This is a genomic window from Hymenobacter sediminicola (assembly GCF_014250515.1).
GTDB lineage: Bacteria > Bacteroidota > Bacteroidia > Cytophagales > Hymenobacteraceae > Hymenobacter > Hymenobacter sediminicola.
In genome coordinates this window covers 379,130-402,269 of record NZ_CP060202.1, presented here as the reverse complement: position 1 = coordinate 402,269, position 23,140 = coordinate 379,130, and the positions used below count along the sequence as shown (strand labels likewise).

29 protein-coding genes and 1 tRNA gene are annotated in these 23,140 nt (G+C 57.2%); 18 read left to right on the top strand and 12 right to left on the bottom strand.

Annotation, left to right across the window (positions count from 1 at the left end; genetic code table 11):
• Positions 1–34: 34 nt before the first annotated feature.
• The 4 genes from H4317_RS01775 to H4317_RS01760 form a co-directional block, all read right to left on the bottom strand.
• Positions 35–670: a hypothetical protein gene (locus H4317_RS01775; RefSeq protein WP_185888487.1), complete on the bottom strand. Its 636-nt coding sequence runs from the start codon at positions 668–670 to the stop codon at positions 35–37.
• A gap of 131 nt (positions 671–801) precedes the next feature.
• Positions 802–1,083: a hypothetical protein gene (locus H4317_RS01770; protein WP_185888486.1), complete on the bottom strand. Its 282-nt coding sequence runs from the start codon at positions 1,081–1,083 to the stop codon at positions 802–804.
• A 143-nt stretch (positions 1,084–1,226) separates the two neighbouring features.
• Positions 1,227–1,601: a hypothetical protein gene (locus H4317_RS01765; protein ID WP_185888485.1), complete on the bottom strand. Its 375-nt coding sequence runs from the start codon at positions 1,599–1,601 to the stop codon at positions 1,227–1,229.
• Positions 1,602–1,663: 62 nt separating this feature from the next.
• Positions 1,664–2,161, bottom strand: a complete 498-nt coding sequence (locus tag H4317_RS01760; RefSeq protein WP_185888484.1) for a hypothetical protein — start codon at positions 2,159–2,161, stop codon at positions 1,664–1,666.
• 271 nt (positions 2,162–2,432) lie between these two features.
• Between H4317_RS01760 and pheS the strand changes: the two genes are divergently transcribed.
• From pheS to H4317_RS01745, 3 genes are all read left to right on the top strand, one after another.
• The gene (pheS, locus tag H4317_RS01755) at positions 2,433–3,470 is read left to right on the top strand and encodes a phenylalanine--tRNA ligase subunit alpha (protein WP_185888483.1); all 1,038 of its coding nucleotides are present in this window, start codon (positions 2,433–2,435) and stop codon (positions 3,468–3,470) included.
• 157 nt (positions 3,471–3,627) lie between these two features.
• Positions 3,628–4,101: a Rieske 2Fe-2S domain-containing protein gene (locus H4317_RS01750; protein WP_185888482.1), complete on the top strand. Its 474-nt coding sequence runs from the start codon at positions 3,628–3,630 to the stop codon at positions 4,099–4,101.
• 96 nt (positions 4,102–4,197) lie between these two features.
• A tRNA-Asn gene (locus H4317_RS01745) sits at positions 4,198–4,271 on the top strand.
• A 69-nt stretch (positions 4,272–4,340) separates the two neighbouring features.
• Here H4317_RS01745 and H4317_RS01740 read toward each other — a convergent pair.
• The gene (locus H4317_RS01740; protein WP_185888481.1) at positions 4,341–5,153 is read right to left on the bottom strand and encodes a universal stress protein; all 813 of its coding nucleotides are present in this window, start codon (positions 5,151–5,153) and stop codon (positions 4,341–4,343) included.
• 376 nt (positions 5,154–5,529) lie between these two features.
• Between H4317_RS01740 and H4317_RS01735 the strand changes: the two genes are divergently transcribed.
• From H4317_RS01735 to H4317_RS01685, 11 genes are all read left to right on the top strand, one after another.
• A complete protein-coding gene (locus H4317_RS01735; protein WP_185888480.1) occupies positions 5,530–5,988 on the top strand; it encodes a thioredoxin family protein in 459 nt (152 codons plus the stop codon).
• 38 nt (positions 5,989–6,026) lie between these two features.
• Positions 6,027–7,070: an FAD:protein FMN transferase gene (locus H4317_RS01730; protein WP_185888479.1), complete on the top strand. Its 1,044-nt coding sequence runs from the start codon at positions 6,027–6,029 to the stop codon at positions 7,068–7,070.
• A gap of 26 nt (positions 7,071–7,096) precedes the next feature.
• Positions 7,097–7,312, top strand: coding sequence for a DUF4266 domain-containing protein (locus H4317_RS01725; protein WP_185889906.1), 216 nt, complete (start codon positions 7,097–7,099; stop codon positions 7,310–7,312).
• A 74-nt stretch (positions 7,313–7,386) separates the two neighbouring features.
• Positions 7,387–8,664 (top strand): DUF3570 domain-containing protein, encoded by a 1,278-nt coding sequence (locus tag H4317_RS01720; protein ID WP_185888478.1) that lies wholly within the window; start codon positions 7,387–7,389, stop codon positions 8,662–8,664.
• Positions 8,665–8,747: 83 nt separating this feature from the next.
• The gene (locus H4317_RS01715) at positions 8,748–9,458 is read left to right on the top strand and encodes a VIT1/CCC1 transporter family protein (protein ID WP_185888477.1); all 711 of its coding nucleotides are present in this window, start codon (positions 8,748–8,750) and stop codon (positions 9,456–9,458) included.
• Positions 9,459–9,620: 162 nt separating this feature from the next.
• Positions 9,621–9,938, top strand: a complete 318-nt coding sequence (locus tag H4317_RS01710; RefSeq protein ID WP_260625775.1) for an ArsR/SmtB family transcription factor — start codon at positions 9,621–9,623, stop codon at positions 9,936–9,938.
• Between the two features lie 69 nt (positions 9,939–10,007).
• Positions 10,008–10,817: a sulfite exporter TauE/SafE family protein gene (locus H4317_RS01705; RefSeq protein WP_185888476.1), complete on the top strand. Its 810-nt coding sequence runs from the start codon at positions 10,008–10,010 to the stop codon at positions 10,815–10,817.
• Positions 10,818–10,890: 73 nt separating this feature from the next.
• Positions 10,891–12,246, top strand: coding sequence for an MBL fold metallo-hydrolase (locus H4317_RS01700; protein WP_185888475.1), 1,356 nt, complete (start codon positions 10,891–10,893; stop codon positions 12,244–12,246).
• Positions 12,247–12,313: 67 nt separating this feature from the next.
• Positions 12,314–12,652 (top strand): rhodanese-like domain-containing protein, encoded by a 339-nt coding sequence (locus H4317_RS01695; protein WP_185888474.1) that lies wholly within the window; start codon positions 12,314–12,316, stop codon positions 12,650–12,652.
• Between the two features lie 78 nt (positions 12,653–12,730).
• Entirely contained in the window at positions 12,731–13,291 is a 561-nt protein-coding gene (locus tag H4317_RS01690; protein WP_185888473.1) for a YeeE/YedE family protein, read from the top strand.
• Positions 13,292–13,306: 15 nt separating this feature from the next.
• The gene (locus H4317_RS01685; RefSeq protein ID WP_185888472.1) at positions 13,307–13,717 is read left to right on the top strand and encodes a DUF6691 family protein; all 411 of its coding nucleotides are present in this window, start codon (positions 13,307–13,309) and stop codon (positions 13,715–13,717) included.
• Here H4317_RS01685 and H4317_RS01680 read toward each other — a convergent pair.
• Positions 13,706–14,164 carry a hypothetical protein gene (locus H4317_RS01680; RefSeq protein WP_185888471.1) on the bottom strand — a complete coding sequence of 153 codons (459 nt, stop codon included), beginning with the start codon at positions 14,162–14,164 and terminating at the stop codon, positions 13,706–13,708. The genes H4317_RS01685 and H4317_RS01680 overlap by 12 nt on opposite strands.
• 328 nt (positions 14,165–14,492) lie before the next feature.
• Between H4317_RS01680 and H4317_RS01675 the strand changes: the two genes are divergently transcribed.
• A complete protein-coding gene (locus H4317_RS01675) occupies positions 14,493–14,666 on the top strand; it encodes a hypothetical protein (RefSeq protein ID WP_185888470.1) in 174 nt (57 codons plus the stop codon).
• 376 nt (positions 14,667–15,042) lie between these two features.
• On the opposite strand, the gene H4317_RS01670 is transcribed toward H4317_RS01675, so the two are convergent.
• The 5 genes from H4317_RS01670 to H4317_RS01650 form a co-directional block, all read right to left on the bottom strand.
• Complete coding sequence (locus H4317_RS01670; RefSeq protein WP_260625774.1) at positions 15,043–15,651, bottom strand: sterol desaturase family protein; 609 nt, start codon at positions 15,649–15,651, stop codon at positions 15,043–15,045.
• Positions 15,652–15,789: 138 nt separating this feature from the next.
• Positions 15,790–16,332 (bottom strand): shikimate kinase, encoded by a 543-nt coding sequence (locus H4317_RS01665; protein WP_185888468.1) that lies wholly within the window; start codon positions 16,330–16,332, stop codon positions 15,790–15,792.
• Between the two features lie 6 nt (positions 16,333–16,338).
• The gene (locus tag H4317_RS01660; RefSeq protein WP_185888467.1) at positions 16,339–17,394 is read right to left on the bottom strand and encodes an ABC transporter permease; all 1,056 of its coding nucleotides are present in this window, start codon (positions 17,392–17,394) and stop codon (positions 16,339–16,341) included.
• A 61-nt stretch (positions 17,395–17,455) separates the two neighbouring features.
• Positions 17,456–18,562, bottom strand: coding sequence for a BT_3928 family protein (locus H4317_RS01655; RefSeq protein WP_185888466.1), 1,107 nt, complete (start codon positions 18,560–18,562; stop codon positions 17,456–17,458).
• A 160-nt stretch (positions 18,563–18,722) separates the two neighbouring features.
• The gene (locus H4317_RS01650; protein ID WP_185888465.1) at positions 18,723–19,301 is read right to left on the bottom strand and encodes a DUF1599 domain-containing protein; all 579 of its coding nucleotides are present in this window, start codon (positions 19,299–19,301) and stop codon (positions 18,723–18,725) included.
• 107 nt (positions 19,302–19,408) lie between these two features.
• Here H4317_RS01650 and folP point away from each other — a divergent pair, with 107 nt between their 5' ends.
• From folP to H4317_RS01635, 3 genes are read left to right on the top strand one after another with little or no spacing between them, the layout of a single operon-like run.
• Positions 19,409–20,329, top strand: a complete 921-nt coding sequence (folP, locus tag H4317_RS01645; protein ID WP_260625773.1) for a dihydropteroate synthase — start codon at positions 19,409–19,411, stop codon at positions 20,327–20,329.
• Positions 20,326–21,171 carry a diadenylate cyclase CdaA gene (cdaA, locus tag H4317_RS01640; protein ID WP_185888464.1) on the top strand — a complete coding sequence of 282 codons (846 nt, stop codon included), beginning with the start codon at positions 20,326–20,328 and terminating at the stop codon, positions 21,169–21,171. Before folP ends, cdaA begins: the two co-directional genes overlap by 4 nt.
• A gap of 22 nt (positions 21,172–21,193) precedes the next feature.
• Positions 21,194–21,796, top strand: a complete 603-nt coding sequence (locus H4317_RS01635; RefSeq protein WP_185888463.1) for a hypothetical protein — start codon at positions 21,194–21,196, stop codon at positions 21,794–21,796.
• Between the two features lie 83 nt (positions 21,797–21,879).
• On the opposite strand, the gene kbl is transcribed toward H4317_RS01635, so the two are convergent.
• Positions 21,880–23,076: a glycine C-acetyltransferase gene (gene kbl, locus H4317_RS01630; RefSeq protein WP_185888462.1), complete on the bottom strand. Its 1,197-nt coding sequence runs from the start codon at positions 23,074–23,076 to the stop codon at positions 21,880–21,882.
• Positions 23,077–23,140 lie beyond the last annotated feature (64 nt).

Genomic DNA, 23,140 nt, shown 5'->3' with positions numbered 1-23,140 from the left:
TGATAAACCAAACTATAGAGGGAGGCGCTGTGGCTTACCAGCCACTACCGCCTGATCCCCAGCCGTCGTCTTTTTTCTTAGCGGGTGCCGCGGCTTTCTTGGCAGGAGCTGCTGCTTTCTTGGTTGCTGTAGCACCGCCCGATGCTTTGGTAGCAGTAGCTGAAGCAGCAACCGGGGCTGGAGCAGGCTCTGGGGCCACTGCTATCGGCTCGGGTTCGGGCTCAGGAGCCGGAGTAGCTACTACCGGATCAGGACGCCGAACACTACGCTTCACGTAAGGAGCCAGCGGCCGGCCACGGTAGTCGGTAGTAACACGGTGTGAAGGTGCCGCTGTGAAACCCGGGGCTACTACTGAGCCGCCCGGCTGCGCCGATGACCCACCGCCTACGGCGTCAGCACCGCCGCCACCAAAACCAGCTTTGCTGGATACGCCGCCATCAGCCGGAGCTGCAGCCGGTTCAGCAACAGGTGCTGTTTCTTCTACCGCAGCTGCAGCCGGAGCAGTAGCTGTCTTCTTGGCCGGAGCGGCTTTCTTAGCTGCCGGAGCAGGAGCGCCCCAGCCATCAGAAGAACCCCAACCGTCAGACTTGGCTTTTTTGGATTGTGCCTGCGCCGGCGCAAGCATCAGAAACGTGCCGGCCAGCAGCAACGGAAAGGCGAAACGAGTCATCAGAATAAGATATTAAAAGGTTCTGCAAGATACAGCTTCGCACAGTGGCAAGAAACCCTTTGTACGCTTTTCGCAAACGCAACGCCCTCGTGGAAGTTCCTGCCAGAGCAATAATTATAACAATTTGGCTCTTACCGCTGTTTGCCGGGCCGCGTCGCTGGCTTAGCGGGTTCGGTTGGCATAGCATCGGCAGCCGGTTTAGTTGCTTCGGGCCGGTTCTGGGTGTCAGCTGTTTTGGAAGCATCCTGTGCTGGTGCCGCTACATCTGCTGCTTCAGTAGCGGGAGCCGGAGTAAAGGGCTGCACAGCCGGAGTTGCCGCTGGGGCCTGTTTGGTTTTGAATGCGGGCTGTGCCTGGGTTGTCAGGGCCAGTAGACTACCGGCCAGAGCGAGTAACAGAGAGGAACGTGCCATGACATAGGATTGGATGGTTTGACATATAATAAGTTACGCATTATTTGTCGCACTTCCGGCCACGTAGCTGGTACACTCACACGCAAAAGCCCGGCTGCATCAACCGGGCTTTTGCTGCGTAAATCAGAAAAGAAGAGTAACGGTTACCGGCGCTTTACGCTGGTTTTTTTTGCGGGAGCCGCCTGCTTCTCAGAAGAAATAGAGGTGGCTCCGGTGGTAGCAGGCTTGGGCGTCTTCTTTTTCAGGGGGCGGCCCATATAGTCGGTGGTAGGCGGGCTGGGCATATTCAGTCGGAGGCCGGGAGCCAGCTTCAGGTTCTCCTCGTCGCGCCGGTTCGACCGGTCGTAGCGGGCATATGCTCCGGACCGGGCCTTGGTTTTCGTGTTTGAGGTCCGGTGGTAGCCGTTAGCGGCTTTTTTGGTGCCCGCAGGGCGAGTGACTTGCTGGGCTTGGGCGGAACCAGCCAGTACAGCACCAGCTATGGTCAGCACGGCAACGAAAAGAGCAGAAGTACGCATGGCGGAAAGGCAAAAAGGTGAGCGGATTTTCCTCCTACGGAATCGTCGCGGCTTCGGACAACTTACCAGTTACCGGCAGTGGTAGCCGCTACCGGCGACGACTTTTCAACCTTCTTAGCTAGCGTAGAAGCACCTTTCGACTTTTGCTTCAGCGGGCGACCCCAGTAGTCGGTACTTACGCGGCGGTAAGGCGACGAACTCATGCCGGGTGCCACCATCACCCCCGACGAATGCATCATGGGGTCGGTGCTTACTTCTTCTTCCGCCGAAGCCACATCCTTGGTGGCCGCGGTAGTGAGGTTCGAGGCTTTTTTCTTCAGCGGGCGGCCCCAGTAATCGGTGCTAGGACGGTCGTGCAGGCTCAGGCTTTGGCCAGGAGCTGTATTCCAGCCCATGTTGTAGCGCGGAGCATCTTCGGTGGCAGGCATTACTTCATCAGCGGCCAAAGTGGTAGTAGGCTCATCCAGCCACGAGTCATCTGCAACAGGGTACTGGCTTTGAGCTAAGGAAGCGCTGGCAGAAGCAACCAGCAGGAAGGCGGAGAAGAAAAAGGATTTCATAGCAGTGGAAAGTCGAAGTAAAAAGAAGCGGGCTACTGCCCGTAAGCCTCTGCTACAGAACGGGTGGCGCCCCGCGTTCCGGCTGCTGGCCGTTGGTAAGAAGCCCTTTTGCAGCAACCGTACCAACTTTCAGAACAATGGGTGGCAAAGCAGGTCATCAGCACAAGAAAAAAGCACTGGCACCTCGTAACAAATTGAAATTCAGCAATAAAATTTCGCTGCTGAACAATCCGCATTCAACAAGCAGCAATCAACTTACCTTTGTAGCATTATGCAGGAAACCATTAGCCGGCTGCGCGCCGAAATTGAAGCCTACGACCTGAGCACTCCCGAGCAGCTCGACCAGTTCCGCATTGCGTACACCGGCCGAAAAGGCCAGCTTGCTGATCTGTTCGACCAGCTCAAAACGGTGCCGCAGGAGCAGCGCCGCGCGGTGGGCCAAGACCTGAACCAGTTGAAGCAGCTGGCCCAGACTCGCTTTGATGCGCGCCGGCAGGAACAAGAGGCCGCCGCCGCCAATGCCCCCGCCGACCCTACATTCGACTATACGCTGCCTACCATTCCGAATGCGCTGGGCACGCGCCACCCCTTGAGCTTAGTTCGGGAGGAAATAGTGCGGGTGCTGGCACGTATCGGCTTCAATGTGGCCGAAGGCCCCGAAATTGAGGACGACTGGCACAATTTTACGGCCCTGAACTTCCCAGAAAACCACCCGGCCCGCGACATGCAGGATACGTTTTTCGTGCACCGCACACCGGGCGAGCCAGAATGGGTATTGCGCACGCATACCAGCCCTGTGCAGGTGCGCGTCATGCAGACCCAGAAACCACCTATCCGAAGCATCATGCCCGGCCGCGTGTACCGCAACGAAGCCATTTCGGCCCGCGCCCACATGATGTTCCATCAGGTAGAGGCATTGTTTGTGGATGAAAACGTGAGCTTCGCCGACCTGAAACAGACGGTCTATTACTTTGTGCAGGAGCTGTTTGGGGCTGATGTGCAGGTGCGGTTCCGCCCTTCCTTCTTCCCTTTCACTGAGCCCAGCGCCGAAATAGACATTACCTGCCTGATCTGCAAAGGCAAGGGCTGCAACATCTGCAAACACACGGGTTGGGTAGAAATTGGCGGCTGCGGTATGGTAGATCCGGCTGTATTGGAGCAGTCCGGTATCGACCCGGAACGCTATTCTGGCTATGCCTGGGGCATGGGCATTGAGCGGATTTCTATGCTTAAATACCAGATCAAGGACCTGCGCCTGTTTACAGAAAACGATATGCGTTTTCTGCGCCAGTTTGAGAGCGTGCAGTAACCTTCAGTAGGCACGCCATACTCTGCAGGTGCTTTCCTCGTTTTAATGGCTCCCGGAAAATCGGTTCGTAGAGCGAATCCGTATTCTGGGAGTTGTTGATTTGTCTTTTGCCTCAAGCAGGGGGCCACTTTCTGCCTATCCTACTTTCTAGTTGTACATGGCTACACTGCTCACTAGTATTCCCTCGTTGTACAGCGCAAGAAAGACGTTGCTGGGCGTGCTATTTTTTGGTAGCCAGTTGGCCTTGTCTGCGTGCGGCTCGGACTCAGGTGGTGCGGTTGAGCCGCAGATTCCTTTAGTAGCTTTTTCAGAGAGCATCAACATTACCAATCAGCAATACGTGAACCTACGCTCTGACAACGGGGCAACCTATGTTACGGGCGGAGTACGTGGCTTAATCGTTGTGCGCCAGAACTCGAGTACGTACTATGCCTTTGAGCGCAATTGTCCATACCGCGCCAACGACACCTGTGCCCGTGTTCAGATTGATCCGTCTCGACTGTTTCTTAAGGACCCTTGCTGCGGTTCCCAGTTTGACTTGCAGGGCCGCGTCCAACAAGGGCCAGCCAGTCGTGCGCTTCGCCAGTACAATACTTCCCTATCCGGAAACTTGCTGACAATCACGAATTAGCGGTTTTTAGCAAATATTTTTTCTAGGCATTGTTTGCACCAGGTTTCAATTTGAAGTAATATTGCACCAGCAACGGCAAAAAATGCCGCCATAACCGCTTCCTTAGCTCAGCCGGTTAGAGCATCTGACTGTTAATCAGAGGGTCCCTGGTTCGAGCCCAGGAGGGAGCGCCTTGAGCAAAAGATGCCCGCCTTTATCGGCGGGCATTTTTCGTTTATAGGCTGGTGCGGCACGTGTAGTTACTTTGCTGGCAGCACCAGCACTGGAAGTGAGCTGTGCAGAAGCACGTGTGCTGTCACGCTGCGATGAAATAAGTTGCCGAGGAAACTACGCTGGCGGGCAATCAATACTACTAGGTCGAAATAGGCGGCGGCAGCTGCCTGAAGAATGCCTATAGCAGGGCTGGCTGCGGCTACTGTGCGGGTACGTACCACCGCCTGCAAATCAGTCGTGAGGCCTGTGCGTAGCACTGTATCCAGTACGGCGTCGGCATCGGAAGCATCTTTGGCTACGTGCAGAACGGTCAGTTCGGCCCCTAGGTCTGTGAGCAGGTGCCGCGCTACGCCGGCATAGTCGCCTAAGGTAAACGGCTCCCCATCAACAGCTAGCAGCACCCGCCGGGGCGGCGACACGGTGGCCACACCATGCGGTACGACCAGCATGGGATAAGGTGTCGTCCGGAGAATATCCAGAGCCGTGGTCTGCACCAATTCGTCGGGAGTATCGGTGTAGTCGGGGCGTCCCAGCACGATTAGGGCAGGATGGTGGCGGCTTACGGCATCGGCTACGGCAGACGCTACGCGGCCATGGCCTACTTCGGCTACTACCGGCACCGAGAGGTTGCCCGAAACAGTGCTCAGCGCTAATGCAATGGCCTCCTTGCTCAGGTTCGATAGCTCACCGGTGAACATTTCAGGATCAATAATGGAGTCGCGGCGCACGTGCAGCAGTACCAGACGCGCCCCTAGCGGCCCGGCCAGATTGGTGGCATAATCGAGGGCGCGGTTAGAGGCCTGAAAAAAATCGGTGAGAATCAGTAGGGAAGTAGCCATACGACAAGCGAGTTGAGGAAGAAAAGCAGGAGCAAAATACAGAAACTGAAATGGCTGGCCGCATGATGAAAATCAGCCTATTAGCTGAGTAGCATCAGTTCTGCGCTAGTGTTTGCACTGTATCCTTGTAGTGGCCGGAGCCGGTTAGAAGCAGAACAGTAGATGGTGCTTATCCTGGTATTGCTACCTCCTTTAATCAGGCCTTTTCCACCTATTTGCATCACCTTTATACTACTCTATAAGTCTCTATCTATAAACAACATACATCCATTTATACTAGCTGCAAACTGATAAAACGCTCCCAATGGAATCATACTACTGCATTCTTCGTATGATTGCAACCACTAGAATTTAATCTAATTTTAATTTCCCTTCTATGCGGCTCCTTGCTCTCTGCCTGTTTTTTCTGTTGTCATGTACTGGTGTCCGGGCGCAGATACCGGCCGGTATTTCCTGGAACACAGACTTGGGGTCTGCGTTGCAACAAGCCAAAGCCACCCAAAAACCTGTGCTAGCCGTGTTTTCGGGTTCTGACTGGTGTAAGCCCTGTATCATGCTCAAACAGGAAGTATTTGACCAGCCTGAGTTTGCACAGTATGCCCAAGACCGGTTTGTGCTGGCTCGCTTCGACTTTCCGCGCAGCAAGAAGAACAAGCTCTCGGCCGAACAGACTAAGGTGAATGAGCAGGCCGCTGCGCAGCTCAACAAGGAAGGGGCCTTTCCGCTTGTTGTGCTGTTGTCGCCGGAAGGCAAGGTGCTGGCCAAAACCGGCTACCGCCCCGGTGGTGTGGCCGCCTACGATGCCTACCTCACCCAACTGCTGGCGAAGAAATAGCCGTTATGCGCCGTCTGCCGAATTGCTCCCGTCTGTCTATGCGTTGGTTACTCCGGCCGCTGTTTTTCAGCGGCCTGTTGGCATGTAGCCTCACAGTTGCCGGCCAACCGGCGGCCAAAGCCCGAAACTTCACGCGCAGCGCCCACCTAATGGGCTCGCACTTCACATTTACGGCCGTTTCCGGCAACGATTCTCTGGCGTGGCGGGCTATTCGGGCGGGCATTCGGGAGGCGCAACGCATCGACCGGCTGTGCTCCTATTGGGACTCTGCTTCTCAGATTACGCAGATAAACCGCGCCGCCGGCCTGCGCCCGACCGTAGTGGACCAGGAAGTATATGACCTGATTCAGCGTACGCTCAAGCTCTCGGCCCTGAGTGGCGGGGCATTTGATATCACCTTCGCAGGCGGCGAAAAGATCTATAGGTTTGACAAGAAAGAGCATTCTGCTCTTCCTGACTCGGCTACGGTGCGGGCCTCTGTGCGCCGCATCAACTACCGCAACGTGGTGCTGGACCCCGCCCAGCGTTCCGTAATGCTAACAGAAAAAGGTATGCGCCTGAATCTGGCGGGTATTCTGCAGGGCTACGGCGTGCGCCGCGCACAGGCCCTGATGCGGCAGATGGGCATTCAAGGTGGCCTTATCAACGGGTCTGGTGACGTATCGTGCTGGGGGCGGCAGGCCGATGGCTCGCTCTGGCGCATTGCCATCGGTGACCCGGCCTTTCCGCAGTCGGTATCGTCGTGGCTGACGGTAACGGACATGGCGGTAGTGACGGCTGGCAACTACGAGCAATACTTTATGGTGCAGGGCAACTACTACGGCCACATCATCAACCCGGCTACCGGCTATCCGGCCACGGGGCTGCGCTCCGTCACCATCATCTGCCCCGATGTAGAACTGGCCGACGGCCTCGATGAAGTGGTGTTTGTGAAGGGCCAAGAAGCCGGGCTGGCCTTCATCAACGGCCTGAAGGGCGTTGACTGCACCCTGATTACCAACGATGGCCGTACGCTTGCTTCCAAAGGCATGGCCCTGCGCTATTATTCCACTCAGCAACCGAATCCAGCCCCAAAACCATGACCTTTTCCCGAAAGAATTTTCGTCAGATGCAGTGGTTGCTGGGCGGGGCGGTATTGCTGGCCAGCAGTACCCTTACGAGTTGCGTATCGGTGGCGGCGTATCAGAAAGCGTACCTCAACGACGAGGATATGAAGCTGGCCAACAAGCGGGTAGAAGTGTACGAAACCAATTTTGAAAGCTACCGTGAGGGCGCTGGCGGAGCCAATGGCGGCAAAGTAGGCGGCGGCTGCGGCTGCAACTAGTGGACAGTTGCCCGGTGCGGGCCACTCCGCAAACGCCTTTTTCTTCTCTTTCTCTGTAGCTGAACTTCCCGCTGATGCACTTCTCTTTCTTCCCGGCCGCTTACCGCACAGTTGCCGCTCTACTAGTGCTGGCGCTCCTGCCAGCATTGGCTTGGGCACAGGCTACGCCCACCCCTAACCGGGTAGATGGCTACGGTGCCCCCGCTACTACTGCTCCAAGCCCTGGCAACCCAAGCAACCACGGCGAAACGGAGCTCAACATTTTGATGAGCTACTACGAGCAGGATGGCAACCACGGAGCCGTGGAGGGAGGCATTGGTACCCAGCACCTGACCGACCTCACGCCAACCATCATCCTGAACGTGCCGCTGGATTCGGTTACCCGCCTCTCGGCCAATCTGGGCATGGATTACTATGCGTCTGCCTCTACCGACCGAATCAACCAAGTCAACTCGTCGCCTTCCTCCAGCGACACCCGCTTCCACGCCGATTTAGGATACTCGCGCCAACTAGCCGATAAGCGCACCGTGGTGGGGCTGGGGGCGGGAGTATCCTCGGAGTACGACTACTTCTCCGTGAATGCCACGGCCTCCTGGGCTCGGGCCTCGCAGGATGGCAACCGCGAACTAAGTGTAGCTGGCCAAGTATTTCTTGACCGCGCCACCATTATCCGGCCGGAGGAACTGCGCGGCATTGTGCCCGAAGATGGCGACAATACCCGCCAGAGCTACAACCTGAATATTGTGTACTCGCAGGTGCTCACACAACGCCTGCAACTGGCCGTAAGCACCGAACTGGTGGCCCAGAACGGGCTGTTAAGCACCCCGTTCCACCGAGTATACTTCAAGGAAACCGGCGGTGCGCTAGGCACGGCCCGGACGGAAGTACTACCGCGCCGGCGCTACAAATACCCCGTGGGCCTGCGCCTTACCTATTACGCTACCGACCTGGTGCAGCTGCGCGGCTTCTACCGTTTCTACAACGACAACTTCGGCATCAGTGCGCATACGTTGGAACTGGAAACGCCCGTGAAGGTGACGCCCTTCTTCGTGCTTTACCCCTTCTACCGCTACCACACCCAAACCGCCGCCGACTACTTCGCGCCTTATCTGCAGCATTCCATCAGCGAGCAGTACTACACTTCCGACTACGACCTGGCTGATTTCTCTGCCCATAAGGTAGGATTGGGGCTGCGCTACTCGCCAGTGTACGGCATCGGGCGGTTCAAAACACCTTTCGGAGGGCGTGTGGCTAAATTTAAGGCCCTGGATCTGCGCTATGCCTATTACCGCCAGAGCAGCGGCCTCACGGCCAGCCTCGTCAGCGCCGACTTGTCGTTTACGCTGCCGTAAGCAAGATGCCAGTACTTTCAGGGGCGCTATCTGTTGTAGGGTAAATCTGGCTACTGGGGCTCTTTCTTCTTACCTGTATTGCTATGGCCGTTCCGCACGTGCATCCGCATCCACATCCCGAAGACCACCTGACCAGCTCTGCCATGCTGCAGGACATTGTGATTGGGCTTTCTGATGGCCTGACGGTGCCATTTGCCCTGGCTGCGGGTCTGAGCGGCGCGGTGCAGTCTTCGGACCTGGTCATCACGGCGGGGCTGGCGGAGGTGGTAGCGGGCTCCATTGCCATGGGCTTGGGTGGCTACCTGGCTGGGCGTACAGAAATTGAGCACTACGCGTCTGAGCTGGAGCGGGAGCACCGCGAAGTGCAAGAAGTACCTGAGACTGAGCGCGCGGAAGTAGACGAGCTACTGGCCGAAATGGGGCTTTCCGCAGAAACTCGCGCCGCTGCTGTGCGGGAGCTGACTGCTAACCCGGAGCAGTGGGTACACTTCATGATGAAGTATGAACTGGGCCTGGAGAAGCCCGACCCGAAACAGGCACCCAAAAGCGCCGCCACCATCAGCATAGCGTATGCCATTGGGGGCCTGATTCCGCTTAGCGCCTACTTTGTAACCGATTCGCCGGCGCAGGGCTTGTTGTGGTCGGCGGTGGTTACGCTGCTTTGCCTGCTGGTTTTTGGCTACTTCAAGAGCCGCATGACCGGCCAGCCGCCCGTTTGGGGCGCACTGAAAATGGCGGGCACCGGCGCGCTGGCGGCGGCGGCGGCCTTTTTCGTGGCCCGGCAACTCGACTAAGAAACGGCGGGAGTTCTGACTCCACCCGCCACGCAGCCAGTAGCAAGTATTGCCAGCCCCCCTCCTACCGACTCTACTGCACCCCTGATTCGGCCAGCACTCCGACTTGGCAGCACCAACACTTGCACACATGAACAAATGTTCATATATTTGCAGCAGATTATGAGCACAACTTCTGCTACCGTCGACATGAACCTCTCCATCGAAAAGATGGAAAAAGTGGCCTTCATCCTGAAGACGACGGCCCATCCTACGCGCATTGCTATTGTGCAGCTACTAGCGGCACAGGAAAGCATGTCCGTCAACGATATCAGTGAGCGGCTGCGGGTAGAGCAGAGTCTGGCGTCGCACCATCTTTCGGGCATGAAGCTCAAGGGGATTCTCAATAGCCACCGCGAAGGAAAAAATGTGTTCTACTCGCTGAAAATGCGCGAAGTGGTTGACGTGATTCAGTGTCTGGCGGCCTGCACTTTTTTGTAGCGTCGGCCCTTTTTTTTGCCCCAACACATGAACAGTCATTCATAATTACATACGTTCAACTATTTATCCATGCTTTCATACGCCGGCTACTTCGCCGCCATTTTCATCGGTCTTGCACTGGGCATTCTGGGTGGGGGCGGCTCTATTCTTACGGTGCCGGTGCTGGTGTATCTGATGGGGGTCAGTCCGGTACTTAGCACGGCTTACTCGCTCTTTGTGGTGGGCTCTACCTCGGTGGTGGGCGCTTCGGGGTACTTGCGCAAAGGGCTGGTTTCTCTGCGTACGGCAGTTGTTTTTCTGATTCCTTCGCTGGCAGCCGTTTTTCTGGTTCGTACGGCGCTGCTACCGGCCATCCCGCACGAGCTGTTTATCATCGGCGGCTTCCTGTTCACCAAGGACCTGCTTGTATTGGTGGCATTTGCGGTGCTTATGGTGGTGGCCGCTACCGCCATGATTCGGAACAAACAAACTGAAGATGTACCTGAAACGGAGCGGGACCAGCCCTTCAACTACCCGCTAATTCTGGGCATCGGTGTGCTGGTTGGCACGCTCACTGGTTTCGTGGGTGCAGGTGGTGGCTTTCTTATTATCCCGGCTCTGGTGCTGGGAGCCCGCTTACCCATGAAACTGGCCGTAGGCACTTCGCTGGCCATTATTGCACTGAACTCCCTGATTGGCTTCGTCGGCGACCTGAGTGCCGGTACGCCCATTGCGTGGGGCTTCCTGCTCGGGTTTCTGGCTTTTGCGCTGGCTGGCATTGTGCTGGGCACTTACTTGGCGCGGTTCATTCCTGGTGCCCGGCTGAAACCTGCTTTTGGCTGGTTCACGCTGGCCATGGGCTCTTTCATTCTGCTGCGCGAGTTGGTTTTCAGCCACTGACGCCGACACTGCTCCCCGTGTTTCTCCCCTTGCTTTCGGTCTGTTACTACCCACCTTCCATTCGGCTCCCTGTATGAAAATCGAACAGTTTGAAGACAAAGGTCTGGCTCATTTCTCCTACGCTGTCCTGAGCGAGTGCACCCGCCAGATTGTACTCATCGACCCGGCCCGCAACCCGCAGCCTTATTATGACTTTGCCCGGGACCATGCCGCTACCATTGTGGCGGTTATTGAGACGCACCCTCACGCTGACTTTGTATCCTCGCACCTGGAAATTGCGCAGGCAACCGGGGCAGTTGTCCGGGTGAGCAAGCTGCTGGGGGCCGATTATACGCATGAGGCGTTTGATGACGGCGGCTCGTTTACGATCGGCAAGCTCACCTTCCGGGCCCTCAATACGCCCGGCCACTCACCCGACTCGATTAGCATTGTGCTGAGCCGTGAAGGCCACGATGTAGCCGTGTTTACCGGCGATACGCTGTTCATCGGCGACGTGGGGCGGCCCGACCTGCGCGAGACGGCTGGCAACCTCACGGCCAAACGTGAGGAGCTAGCCCGGCAACTGTATCACTCCCTCCGCGACAAGCTCATGACGCTTGCCGATGACGTGGCAGTGTATCCGGCACACGGCGCGGGCAGCCTCTGCGGCAAAGCCCTAAGCGGAGCAAAGAGCAGTACAATAGGCGCCGAGATGCGCGACAATTATGCCCTGCGCCCACTAAGCGAGGCAGACTTTATACAGGAACTGCTAGCCGACCAGCCGTTCATCCCGAAATACTTTGGGTACGATGTGGCCCTGAATAAAGCGGGTGCGTTATCCTACGCACCGAGCGTGCAGCAGGTGCCGCGGCTGGCCGTTGGCACTTCTCTGGAAGTGGGCGTGTTGGTGGTGGATACCCGTCCTGAGGCCACGTTTAAGCAGGGCCACATACCAGGTGCGCTGAACATTCAGCAGGGTGGCAAATTTGAAACTTGGCTGGGCTCTATCGTGGGACCAGAGGAGCCATTCTATCTGGTGGCTGAGGATGAAGCTGCCTTGGCAGACGTTCTGCAAAAGACCGCCAAAATCGGGTATGAAACGCATATCAAGGGCACGCTGGCAGGCTCACCCTCGTGGACACAAAAGCTGCCTGCCCTGAATGTGGAAAACTTCCGCGCCCACTTGGATAACTACACCATTGTAGACATCCGCAACGTATCAGAGGCAGCCACTGCTCCTTTGTTCGACGGAGCTTTATCTATTCCGCTACCTGAGCTGCGTGAGCGGGCGCAGGAGGTTCCTGGTGGCCGGCCGGTAGTGGTGCATTGCGCGGGTGGCTATCGTTCGGCGGCCGGCAGCAGCATTCTGGCAGCGGCGCTGGCAGGCACACCGGTCTTCGACCTGGGGGAGGCGGTGAAATCCTTTCAACTGGCGGCCATTACTCATTAAATTTTCTGACTTACCGCCGTTTTGGTGGCAAGCCGTATTTCTGTTTCTTCATCTTTTTCCTTGTACCATGCTTAGCATCTTCGAAACTGCTTCACACGCCTACCAAAACCTCACCCCTACTCAGTTTGCGGCCGGCATGCGCCTGCCCGGTGCTCTGCTCATTGACGTGCGCCGCCCCGATGAATTTGCGGCCGGCCACTTGCCTAGTGCCCGCAATATTGATATCACACACACCGATTTCGCCAAGCGGATAGCGGCCCTCGACAACACGCGCGCCGTGTATGTGTATTGCCGCAGCGGTGCCCGCTCGGCTACGGCGGCCAAACAACTGGGTACAGTTGGCTTCGAGCAGGTATTCAATCTGGCCGGCGGCTTGCTGGATTGGCCTAGTCAGCTGGCACGCTAGTGATAGGCCAGGCTGCCAGGGCTTCGTTAGTCCTGGCAGTTTGGGGCCTGTGTCTTCCTGCTTCTACCATTTTTATTCATGCTTGACTTTCTTCGCCAACCCTGGCCCTGGTATGTAGCCGGTCCTTTAATTGGGCTGACAGTTCCCGCGTTGCTGCTACTCGGCAACAAAGTACTGGGCATCAGTAGCGCGCTTCGGCATATATGCGCTGCCTGTGTGCCCGCTGGCATCCCCTTCCTGACCTATAACTGGCGGGCTGAAATCTGGAACCTGTTCTTCGTGCTGGGCATTACCATCGGCGGGTTTATTGGCTACCGAGTACTGGGCCACCCAGATACCGCGGCCATTTCTGCTGAGACGGTACAGGACCTGCAGGCGCAAATGGGCCTCACTGACTTCTCCGGCCTGCTGCCCAAAGAGCTGTTTGCACTTGAAAACCTGAGCAACTGGAAAGGCTGGGTATTTATAGTGCTCGGCGGGTTTCTGGTGGGCTTCGGTACACGGTATGCTGGCGGCTGCACCTCAGGCCATGCTATTTCAGGTCTCTCTAATCTGCAATGGGTGTCCCTGGTGGCCGTCATCGGCTTTTTTGTGGGTGGCCTGTTCATGACGTGGGTAATCTATCCGCTGCTGTTCTAACTGTTGCTTCTACAGATGAAATACATCAAGTATCTGGTGTTGGGCACGTTGTTCGGCATCATCCTGACCAAGAGTGAGGTCATTAGCTGGTTCCGGATTCAGGAGATGTTCCGTTTTCAGTCGTTTCACATGTATGGCATCATCGGCTCAGCCATTGTGGTAGGGCTCCTATCCATCCAGCTTATCAAGCACTACCGGCTACGGAGCCTGAGTGGCGAAGAAATCCGGATTGCCGATAAGCAGTACACGCACGGCACCTGGCTGGGCGGCATCATCTTCGGAGTGGGCTGGGCCATCACCGGGGCGTGCCCTGGCCCCTTGTTTGCGCAGTTAGGCAGCGGCACGGCCGCTGCTGCCATTCTAATTGTGTCGGCTTTGGCGGGGACCTGGACTTATAGCGCGCTGCGCGAAAAACTACCGCATTAAGGCGTTTTTGGGCCCTGATACGGCAGATACCGGCTGGCTCAGGAGCCATTGTAGCGCTTCCGTTTCGGTAGTGAAGGAGCGCTGGCTGAGCGCCATGCTACGAGCCTTTGCCAGTATCCCGACGCTGGACAACCGGGCAAATACGTCGGTGGCCGCCAGATGAGCCGCATGATGGCAGCCCACCTGCTGTACCCATTCTGGCAGCCAATACCCCGCCAGCCATACCTTATCAGCTTCCTGAAAAGGCGCTGCCAGCCGCTCATCAATCAGCAGGTGGCGGCAGCCGGTACGTAGTTGCGCCCGTAGCAATTGGGCAAACAGCGCCCGGACTGACTCGGAGCCGCGCAAGCCTTCCTGCCAATGCAGGCGCAGGTAGCCCAACGGCTCGTGCGTAATACGGCCGAGGCTGTTTTCGTACAGCAGCGCGCCTTCGGCAATGGTTTTCATAGCGAATCGGGATATGACAGGCGTGGTGGCGACAGGAGCTTTCTTCTGCGCGGTAGCTAGTTAGCTCAGGCTTACCTGCTGCCCGCTATGGACTCGACTAACGCCCGGAAATGGCAGACCGAACCACTTGGAGCATCGTGTCACTACTTGGCAGTGGGTGAATCATTAGGCTTGAGCCGCCAATCCGGCATTCCGCTTCCAGCATTTTGCCGCCTCCTTTTCAAGCTTGGCTAGGGCTGTGCTAACCTTTTTGAGAATAGCGTAGTATGCCTGTATAGCGCTGCCAGTTGTTGCGGCCGCCTTTTACCTCACTTCTCCTCTCCCTGCCATGTTGCGCACTCGATTTCCTCTCTTTTTGGCCCTGCTGGTGCTGCTCACCTTTTCTCTAAGCAGCTGCGACGCCATTGGTACTATCTTCAAAGCCGGTGCTTGGACGGGCATTATTGGTGTGTTTCTGGTAGTGCTGCTGCTCTGGCTCGTGATAAGCCGCATACGGCGCTAGCTACAATAGCACAGAAAATACCTCTTCGTTGCGGGCCATAGTGCTGGCAGGTTGTTGCAGCAAGGCCGGCATATAACTGGTAGACGAGCCAACTGTGAAAATGACAGTACTGGCATTGCTCTTCACTAACTGCCGCAGTTCCCGGTTCTGTTAGTAACTACAAAATCCGTCGACGAGTAGCCAGTTATGACTGCATCACGCTGCATATCCAAGCCGTAGTTGCCAAGGAGCACACCAGTCCTGTTGAGGACGAAGGCGTCTTTTACCACTACATCACCGGCCATTGAGTAGGCTATAGCCGGTATACCAGTCATAAAACACAAAACGCCTGCCGTGAAGACGGCAGGCGTTTTGTGCATTTGGAGGTTCTAGGTACTTAGCTCTTTTTATCTGGCATGGTACCTACTATATGGTCCCAGAGTGTGGTGCTTACACCAAAAGCAATTTCGTCTTGGCGGTAGTGGTGCTGGGCGTGGTGGTGCCACCACACTTTTAGGAAGTTCTTCGGCGGTGAATAAACGTGAATGGCATAGTGCACGAACAGGTACAGCGCATACCCGAACACGAAACCTGCCAGCAAACCAAAGCCTGCATTACCGAATGTGAAGTAGAAGATAAAGAACAGCAATGACGCCACGAATACCGTCAGGATAGGCGGCATGGCAAGGCGGGTTTTGTCCTTCGGATACTCATGATGGACACCGTGCATGGTATACTGAAACTTCGCCTTACCCGGCGTATCAGCCTTGATATGGTACACGTAGCGGTGCATCAGGTACTCGACCAGCGTGAAGAGGAACCACCCGGCCAGAAACAGCCCGAAAGCGGCCAAGCCGGTTAGTAGTCCTCGGCTTAGGCTGTAGTAGAGGCTCACGGCCGCCACCGCGAAAAAGATGCTGAGCGGAGCGGCAATATGCGTGTGCGTGAGCCGCTCCAGCGTCGGATTCTCGAACAGCTGGGCCGAACCTTTATGTTTCGGTTTCACCGGGCCCGCAGCAGCAGCTGGCCGGGGTTTCGTGTCAGAGGGAGGAGCAGCGGAAGCAGTCTGGTTCATGGAAGCAAGTATCTGATTCAAGGGCCAAAAGTACGCAGCATTGCGTAAACCCGTGGCGCAAAGAGGAAATCAGCCCGTTGTCTGATAAGCGCTGAGCAGGCGCCGCACATCTTCTAAGGTGCAGGATGGCGCTGTGCAGCACAACGGTGCACGGGCGTAAAACTGTTTTCGGGCCCGCAAGGTTTCATCTAAGCGCCTACTCAGCGCCTCGGCCGTAGGGGCCGCTGCCAGCAATGGTCGGGTAGCGTCCGTGTGCAGAATGCGCCGTACCAATTCGGGCACCGGCACCTCCAGATACAGCACCAGCCCCTTCTTCAGCAGTGCTTCCAGGTTTTGGTGGAAACAGGGTGTACCGCCGCCCGTGGCCAGCACGAAGCTACCCGGCTGTTGCAACACTTCCCGCAGTACCGCAGCCTCCCGCTCCCGGAAATACGCCTCGCCTTCTACCGCAAAAATATCGACTACACTTCGGCCTTCCCGACGAGTTATTTCTTCGTCGAGGTCCAGAAACGGCACTTCGTAAGCCACAGCCAGCGCCCGGCCCAGCGTGGTTTTGCCGGCGCCAGGCATGCCAATCAGGTGGAGTTGGTGAAAGGGAGGAACAGGACGCATGTGCAATCAGGAAAGCCGGACGCGCGGGTCGAGGACAGCATAGAGCACGTCTACGGCAATATTGACCAGCACAAACAGTGCGGCAATGAATATGGTAGCGCCCATCACGACCGGAAAATCGAGGTTCTCGACGGCCCGCAGCGTAACCGTACCCAAGCCCTTCCAGTTGAAAATGTACTCAATGAAGAATGCCCCCGCCATCAGCGAAGCCAGCCAGCCCGATACAGCGGTTACGACAGGGTTCAGCGCATTTTTCAGGGCGTGGCCCACTACCGTTTGGTAGCTGGAAAGTCCTTTGGCCCGTGCCGTGCGGATGTAGTCCTGGCCCAGCACATCGAGCATAGAGGAACGGGTAAGCTGCGTGATGACGGCTAGCGGCCGGATACCCAGCGCAAAGGCCGGCAGCAGCAGATTGCGCAGCACCAAGTGGCGGCCCGTGAAAGCATCATTCTCAAATAGCTGCCCGGTCAGGTTGAGGCCGGTCCAGTGGCTCCAGTAGAACCCAAACGTAATGGCAATCAGGATGCCCGCTACAAATGAAGGAACCGAAATTCCGAGCACTGAAGTCGTAATCAACGCTCTATCGAGCCAGGAATGCGGCTTGAGGGCTGCCACTATGCCGAACGTAATGCCGAGCACGGCGGCCAGCAGCATGGCGGCCAGTGCCAGCCATAGCGTGCCCGTAAAATGGTCGAGCAGAATGGTCAGTACTTCTTTGTTGCTCTGGAAAGAGCGGCGCAGGTAGGGCGTTTTCAGCACCACAGCGTTGTCGCCGAGCGGGAGCAGCGTGAAGCCGCCGTATTTGGCAGTACCAGCCGAGTCGCGCGGGTGCACGCCCAGCGGCGACACATCGTTGAGGTAGCCGAGCAGCTGCGCGGGCATGGGCTGGTCGAGTCCAAGGTCGGCGGCAATGGCGGCGCGAGTGGCCGCGTCAGAACGCTGGCCGGCCAGCAGGGCCACCGGGTCGCCGGGCAACACCTGAAATAGGAAGAATACCGTGAGAGCTACGCCCGCCAGAATCAGCAGGCCATGTCCGAGCCGGCGCAGAACGAAGGAGAGCATTGGAAGGGGTGAATGGTGATGAAGCAAACAGGTAGTGATACTACCCTATCTGCCTCCTTCCCTAAAACAACTTCTCGACGTTGAACAACGCCGGAATGTCGTGGTAGTGGTATTTGGCCAGCACTTTACCGTCCTGTAGCACCATCAGGCCGGGGTTCGAGCGAATCATGGACTTAAGCACGGTGGCGTCGGCGAAGTAGTAGGGCGTGGCCAGGTTCACATCGTGGCGGAACGTATCGAACTTGGCGGGGCTGGTGCTGGTGATGGTCAGGACCTGAATCTTGCGCCGCGACTTCGCCGCTTCTGCTAGCAGCGTATTGATGACCTTGAACCGCTCCCGGTCGGTCTTGTTGGTGTTCTGCACAATGAGCACCAGCTTATTGCCGGTCAGCAGCTCCTGCGTAAAGGAGTTGCCATCCACATCCGACACCTCAAAATCGGTAATGAGCGGCTTGGATTTCTCGGGGTTCAGCACTTCCATGCTCTTGTATTTCCACGTCGAGTCGGTGGGGTACTGGTCGAAGGTCTTGGTTTCGCCGTTGCGCTCCATTACATACTGGTAGCGGGCCTGCTCCAAGGGCTTCATCAGCTTGCCAATGTCGTTGCCGACTTTATAAGGCAGGAAATCAAAATAGGGCAAGTGGCCCAATGCGCGTACCCCAATGCCAATGGCTACGGCCCAAGCCAGCGTGATATACACCACGCCCAACTGGCCTTTGGCAAAGCTGTAGCGCAGGTAGCGGTAGTTGAAAAACACCACCAGCCACATGCCCAGCAGCACCATATCCTTGGCAAACGACTGCCAAGGGGTCAGCTTGATAAAGTCACCGAAGCAGCCGCAATCCGTCACCTTGTTGAAGGCGGCCGAGTAGAAGGTCAGGAAGGCGAAGAAGAGGAGCAGGCCCAGCAACACCCACATCGTCTGGCGCAGCATCCAGCGCAGCAGCAGCGCCACACCCAGCACTACTTCCAGCGAGCTGAGGAAGATGCTGATGGTGCGGGCATAGTCCTTGAAAATCAGAAAAAAGCTACCGAAGTCGACGGCAAATACTTCAAAATATTCCTCCAGCTTCAGGGCCGTGCCCACCGGGTCGTTCAGCTTAATCAGGCCGGAGAAGATAAACAGCGCCCCCAGCAGCAGCCAGCAGACTTTCGTGAATAGTTTCATTGACGGTGTGAGGTGACGGAGTAACGAACAGATGGAGCGGGCACGGCTCTGCAACAGGCGGTTGCCGCGGGTAAGTAAAGCAAAGAAACTGCAAACCCGCCAGTAAACAGCACTGCCAAAGCACTGTTTCCGGCCACGCATCAAATACGCAGCGCTGGGGCTAGTGGCTGCTTGCGGCTGGCGGAACGGGTGCAGCGCTGGCCCAGCCCCGCTTAATGAGCACAAACACGGCGTAGTTGAGCATGTCGCGGTAGTTGGCCTCCACCCCTTCCGATACGCGGGTGGCGCCGGCCAGGTCCTCAATCTGCTTGGTGCGATGCAGCTTCATCAGAATGATGTCGGTGATACTTTCAATCCGCATTTGCCGCCAGGCTTCGCCGTAGTCGTGGTTTTTGGCGAACAGCAGACGGCGGTTTTCGGCCGCTTCCTCCTCATAGGCCGCTGCTACTTCTTCCGGGGCCAGGTCCAACGGCGCATCAGCGGGCAGGCGCAGCTGCATCAAGGCAATAACGCAGTAGTTGATGATGGCCACGAACTCGCCATCCACGTCGTCGGCCACCAGTTGCGTGCCCTTTTCCTGGATGCTGCGGATGCGCTGGGCCTTGATGTAAATCTGGTCGGTGATGCTCGGCAGCCGCATAATGCGCCAAGCCGTGCCGTAGTCGTGGGTTTTAGCCAGAAACAGGGTGCGGCACTGCGCTATTATCCGGTCGTAGTCGTGCTGGGTTTGATTCTCCAAGTTTTTCAGCCTATTTTGTTGAGAAACCGCACCGCCCGTCGTGCTGAGCGTAGCGAAGTATCTCGCTCGTAAGTAATGTAAGTACCACTGCAACGTTAGCCAGCGGAATGCTCCGCGCTGCCCAACGTTCCTTTCCGCCCGAAACCATGCTCCAGGCCGTGCAAGATACGTGTTTCCCGGCTGCGCAAACCCTGCGCTGCCCCGGCGGACGAGTGCTCGATTTGCGCCGGCCGCAGGTGATGGGCATCCTGAATCTGACGCCAGACTCGTTCTTCGAGGGCAACCGGATTGGCAGCACAGATGAACTCTTGCGTCGGGCCGAAGCCATGCTACAGGCTGGTGCCGCTGTGCTCGACCTGGGCGGCTACTCTTCCCGACCTGGCGCCGAGGATATTTCGGAAGACGAGGAGAAGCGCCGCCTGCTGCCCGCTGTAGAAGCCGTGCGCCGCGCTTTCCCGGAAGCAATTCTCTCCGCCGATACGTTTCGGTCCGGCGTGGCCTCAGAAGCAGTGGCGGCCGGCGCCGACATTCTCAACGACATCAGCGGCGGTGAGCTGGACCCGGAGATGCTGCCCACGGCCGGCCGCCTGGGCGTGCCTTACATCCTTATGCACATGCGTGGCACCCCCCAGACTATGGCCCAGCAGACCCATTACGAGGGCGACATTGTGCTGGAAATGGTGCGCTACTTCCGCGACAAGCTGGCCATACTGCGCGCTGCTGGCGTTACAGATGTAGTGCTGGATCCTGGCTTCGGGTTTGCTAAAACGCCAGTTCAAAGCCACGAACTGCTGCGGCGGCTGCCAGAGCTGCGGGTGCTGGGGCTGCCCATTCTGGCGGGCCTTTCGCGGAAAACACTCGTGTACAAGCCGCTTGGCCTCTCGCCCGATGCAGCCCTTACGGGTACTATTGCCGTCAATGCGCTGGCGCTGCTCAACGGGGCGCGGCTGCTGCGCGTACATGATGTGGCGGAAGCCGTGCAAACCGTGCAGCTTGTTTCCACCACTTACCCGCAGCTCTCGTCGTGATTGGCTCCTTCTCCATCGGCTTCCTGCGCATTGGCTGGATAGACGTCGTGGACGTTCTGCTGGTCACGGTGCTGTTTTATCAGCTGTATAAGCTGCTAACAGGGAGCGTGGCGCTGAAGATTTTCCTGGGCTTTATGTCCATCTACCTGTTCTATCTGGTAGTAAAAGCTGCCGGCATGGAGCTGCTGACTAGCATTCTGGGGCAGTTTATGAGTGTGGGCGTATTGGCTGGCATCATTTTGTTTCAGCAGGAAATCAGGCGGTTTCTGCTCAATATCGGTAAGGCCACGGCCTTTGAGCGGATGCGCGTGTTTCCGTGGCGCCGCGACACCGAGGCGGCCGAGCGGCTCAGCGTGACACCCTTCGTGGAAGCCGCTAAAAGTCTGGCCGGTAAGCAGACCGGCGCGCTCATTGCTTTCAGCCTGGCTTCCGACCTCAAGCCCTTCGGCGACACGGGCGACCTAATTGACGCTGCCGTAAGCAAACGCCTGCTGCTGAGCATTTTCAATAAAAGCTCCCCACTGCATGATGGGGCAGTTATTATCAGCCGGGGCCGCATCAAAGCAGCGCGCTGCATTCTGCCCGTGAGCGAAAACCCTGACGTTCCGGCGGCCTTGGGGCTGCGTCACCGCGCGGCCATCGGCCTCACAGAAGTAACTGATGCGGTGGTGCTGGTAGTGAGCGAGGAAACCGGCCAGATTTCCTTGGTGCGCGGTGGTGAAGTGTTCCGCAACCTGGCGCCCGCCGACCTGCGTGCCCGCCTCAATGAGTTCCTGTTTGATGCCGCGCCCAAGCCAGCCGCTTCCTCCCCGACTTCCTCGGCAGCAGAAGTAGCGGCGTAGCAATCCGCAATGCTATAACTATATGTTTTATAAGCTCCTACCTCTACTATCCGCTATTCTATGTAGCACACTCCCACCGGTGTTTGCCCAGTCGAATACGGCAGCATCTGCTGCACCTTCTGCGGTAGTTTCTCAGAAGCCGTATTATGAGTTGGGGCACAGCGCTTGGTTCAAGGAGCAGGGTGCTCTAACGCCGCAACTACGCGAGGCGCTTGCAGTACAGGCGTCGGATGGGATTCAACTAAGAACACTGCCCGATTTGCTGGTTCAGGGGCGGTTCGGCGTGCAGTATGCGCGCATTTACTTGGTCAATCCGGACCCTGCGCCTATTGAGATTGAACGTTCCGACGATACCGTAACCGGTATAACCCTGCTCTTTCAGTCGGACGGCCAGTGGAAATCTTTCAAAACACTGCCTTTCAGCGTCTGTGGTAACAGTTTTTGGCAGGACACACTGCCTCCGCGCTCCTACATGGCAATGGATATAGATGTGTACACCTTCTTTCGGGGTTCCATTCCAACACCTTGTAAAGCAGTGGCCAAACTAGGCTCCCATGTAGTAGAGTCGCCGGTTTTCACGGCTCAGCTTACCGAACAACAGGTATTGGCACTTCGCCAGCCGTAACTACACAATGATGCCCCGCACCGGAAGCGTCCACGCGTGTCGCGCGGGCATTTCCGGTGCGGGGCATCAGCGCCACGGCGGGGCTATTTCAGCACTTCCAGCTCCTTGCCTACTTCAATAAAGGCGGCAATGGCCTTGTCGAGGTGGGCGCGGGTGTGGGCGGCGCTGAGCTGCACCCGGATGCGGGCCTGACCTTTAGGCACTACCGGGAAGTAGAACCCCACCACGTAAATACCTTTTTCCAGCATCTTGGCCGCGAAATCCTGGCTTAGCTTGGCGTCATACAGCATAACGGGCACAATCGGGTGCTCACCGGGCTTGATGTCGAAGCCGGCCGCTGTCATCTTCTCGCGGAAGTACTTCGTATTTTCTTCCAGCCGGTCGCGCAGCTCGGTGCTTTCGGTGAGCAACTCCAACACCCGCAGGCTGGCCCCTACAATGGCCGGGGCCAGCGTGTTCGAGAACAGGTAGGGGCGGCTGCGCTGACGCAGCATGTCAATGATTTCCTTGCGGCCCGACGTAAAGCCGCCCATGGCTCCGCCCAGCGCCTTGCCGAGCGTGCCCGTGATGATATCGACGCGGCCGAGCACATTGCGGTACTCGTGCGTGCCGCGGCCGGTTTTGCCCAGGAAACCCATTGAGTGGCACTCGTCAATCATTACCAGCGCCTCGTACTTGTCGGCCAGGTCGCAGATTTTGTCGAGCTGCGCGATGGTGCCGTCCATGGAGAAAGACCCGTCCGTAACGATAATGCGGTGGCGCGTGCCCTTCGCTACGGCATCCTGCAGCTGCTGCTCTAGGTCCTGCATATCGTTGTGCGCGTAGCGGTAGCGCTGGGCCTTGCACAACCGCACCCCATCAATGATGGAAGCATGGTTCAGGGCATCCGAAATAATAGCATCCTGCTCGTTGAAGAGCGGCTCGAACACCCCGCCGTTGGCATCGAAGGCAGCGGCATACAGAATGGTGTCCTCAGTGCCCAGAAACTCGGCCAATTTGGCTTCCAGTTGCTTATGAATATCCTGGGTACCGCAGATGAAGCGCACCGACGACATGCCGTAGCCGTGCGTATCAATAGCTTCCTTGGCGGCCTTCACCACCTCGGGGTGCGACGACAGGCCCAGGTAGTTATTGGCGCAGAAGTTCAGCACCTCGCCTGCCTCCTGCGTTTCAATTTCCGCACCCTGTGGGCTTGTGATGATGCGCTCCTTCTTGTAAAGGCCGGCATCCTTGATTTCCTGAAGCTGCTGGGTGAGGTCGGGCTGGAGGGTGGTGTACATAGACTGCGTGGTAAACTAGTGATTCGGTGAGTGGGAGGAAGTTGGGCAAAGATACTATCTGCTA

Coding starts and splice junctions, on each gene's coding strand:
- H4317_RS01775 (WP_185888487.1), bottom strand. CDS start 670: ATGACTCGTTTCGCCTTTCCGTTGCTGCTGGCCGGCACGTTTCTGATG.
- H4317_RS01770 (WP_185888486.1), bottom strand. CDS start 1,083: ATGGCACGTTCCTCTCTGTTACTCGCTCTGGCCGGTAGTCTACTGGCC.
- H4317_RS01765 (WP_185888485.1), bottom strand. CDS start 1,601: ATGCGTACTTCTGCTCTTTTCGTTGCCGTGCTGACCATAGCTGGTGCT.
- H4317_RS01760 (WP_185888484.1), bottom strand. CDS start 2,161: ATGAAATCCTTTTTCTTCTCCGCCTTCCTGCTGGTTGCTTCTGCCAGC.
- pheS (WP_185888483.1), top strand. CDS start 2,433: ATGCAGGAAACCATTAGCCGGCTGCGCGCCGAAATTGAAGCCTACGAC.
- H4317_RS01750 (WP_185888482.1), top strand. CDS start 3,628: ATGGCTACACTGCTCACTAGTATTCCCTCGTTGTACAGCGCAAGAAAG.
- H4317_RS01740 (WP_185888481.1), bottom strand. CDS start 5,153: ATGGCTACTTCCCTACTGATTCTCACCGATTTTTTTCAGGCCTCTAAC.
- H4317_RS01735 (WP_185888480.1), top strand. CDS start 5,530: ATGCGGCTCCTTGCTCTCTGCCTGTTTTTTCTGTTGTCATGTACTGGT.
- H4317_RS01730 (WP_185888479.1), top strand. CDS start 6,027: ATGCGTTGGTTACTCCGGCCGCTGTTTTTCAGCGGCCTGTTGGCATGT.
- H4317_RS01725 (WP_185889906.1), top strand. CDS start 7,097: ATGCAGTGGTTGCTGGGCGGGGCGGTATTGCTGGCCAGCAGTACCCTT.
- H4317_RS01720 (WP_185888478.1), top strand. CDS start 7,387: ATGCACTTCTCTTTCTTCCCGGCCGCTTACCGCACAGTTGCCGCTCTA.
- H4317_RS01715 (WP_185888477.1), top strand. CDS start 8,748: ATGGCCGTTCCGCACGTGCATCCGCATCCACATCCCGAAGACCACCTG.
- H4317_RS01710 (WP_260625775.1), top strand. CDS start 9,621: ATGAGCACAACTTCTGCTACCGTCGACATGAACCTCTCCATCGAAAAG.
- H4317_RS01705 (WP_185888476.1), top strand. CDS start 10,008: ATGCTTTCATACGCCGGCTACTTCGCCGCCATTTTCATCGGTCTTGCA.
- H4317_RS01700 (WP_185888475.1), top strand. CDS start 10,891: ATGAAAATCGAACAGTTTGAAGACAAAGGTCTGGCTCATTTCTCCTAC.
- H4317_RS01695 (WP_185888474.1), top strand. CDS start 12,314: ATGCTTAGCATCTTCGAAACTGCTTCACACGCCTACCAAAACCTCACC.
- H4317_RS01690 (WP_185888473.1), top strand. CDS start 12,731: ATGCTTGACTTTCTTCGCCAACCCTGGCCCTGGTATGTAGCCGGTCCT.
- H4317_RS01685 (WP_185888472.1), top strand. CDS start 13,307: ATGAAATACATCAAGTATCTGGTGTTGGGCACGTTGTTCGGCATCATC.
- H4317_RS01680 (WP_185888471.1), bottom strand. CDS start 14,164: ATGAAAACCATTGCCGAAGGCGCGCTGCTGTACGAAAACAGCCTCGGC.
- H4317_RS01675 (WP_185888470.1), top strand. CDS start 14,493: ATGTTGCGCACTCGATTTCCTCTCTTTTTGGCCCTGCTGGTGCTGCTC.
- H4317_RS01665 (WP_185888468.1), bottom strand. CDS start 16,332: ATGCGTCCTGTTCCTCCCTTTCACCAACTCCACCTGATTGGCATGCCT.
- H4317_RS01660 (WP_185888467.1), bottom strand. CDS start 17,394: ATGCTCTCCTTCGTTCTGCGCCGGCTCGGACATGGCCTGCTGATTCTG.
- H4317_RS01655 (WP_185888466.1), bottom strand. CDS start 18,562: ATGAAACTATTCACGAAAGTCTGCTGGCTGCTGCTGGGGGCGCTGTTT.
- folP (WP_260625773.1), top strand. CDS start 19,409: ATGCTCCGCGCTGCCCAACGTTCCTTTCCGCCCGAAACCATGCTCCAG.
- H4317_RS01635 (WP_185888463.1), top strand. CDS start 21,194: ATGTTTTATAAGCTCCTACCTCTACTATCCGCTATTCTATGTAGCACA.
- kbl (WP_185888462.1), bottom strand. CDS start 23,076: ATGTACACCACCCTCCAGCCCGACCTCACCCAGCAGCTTCAGGAAATC.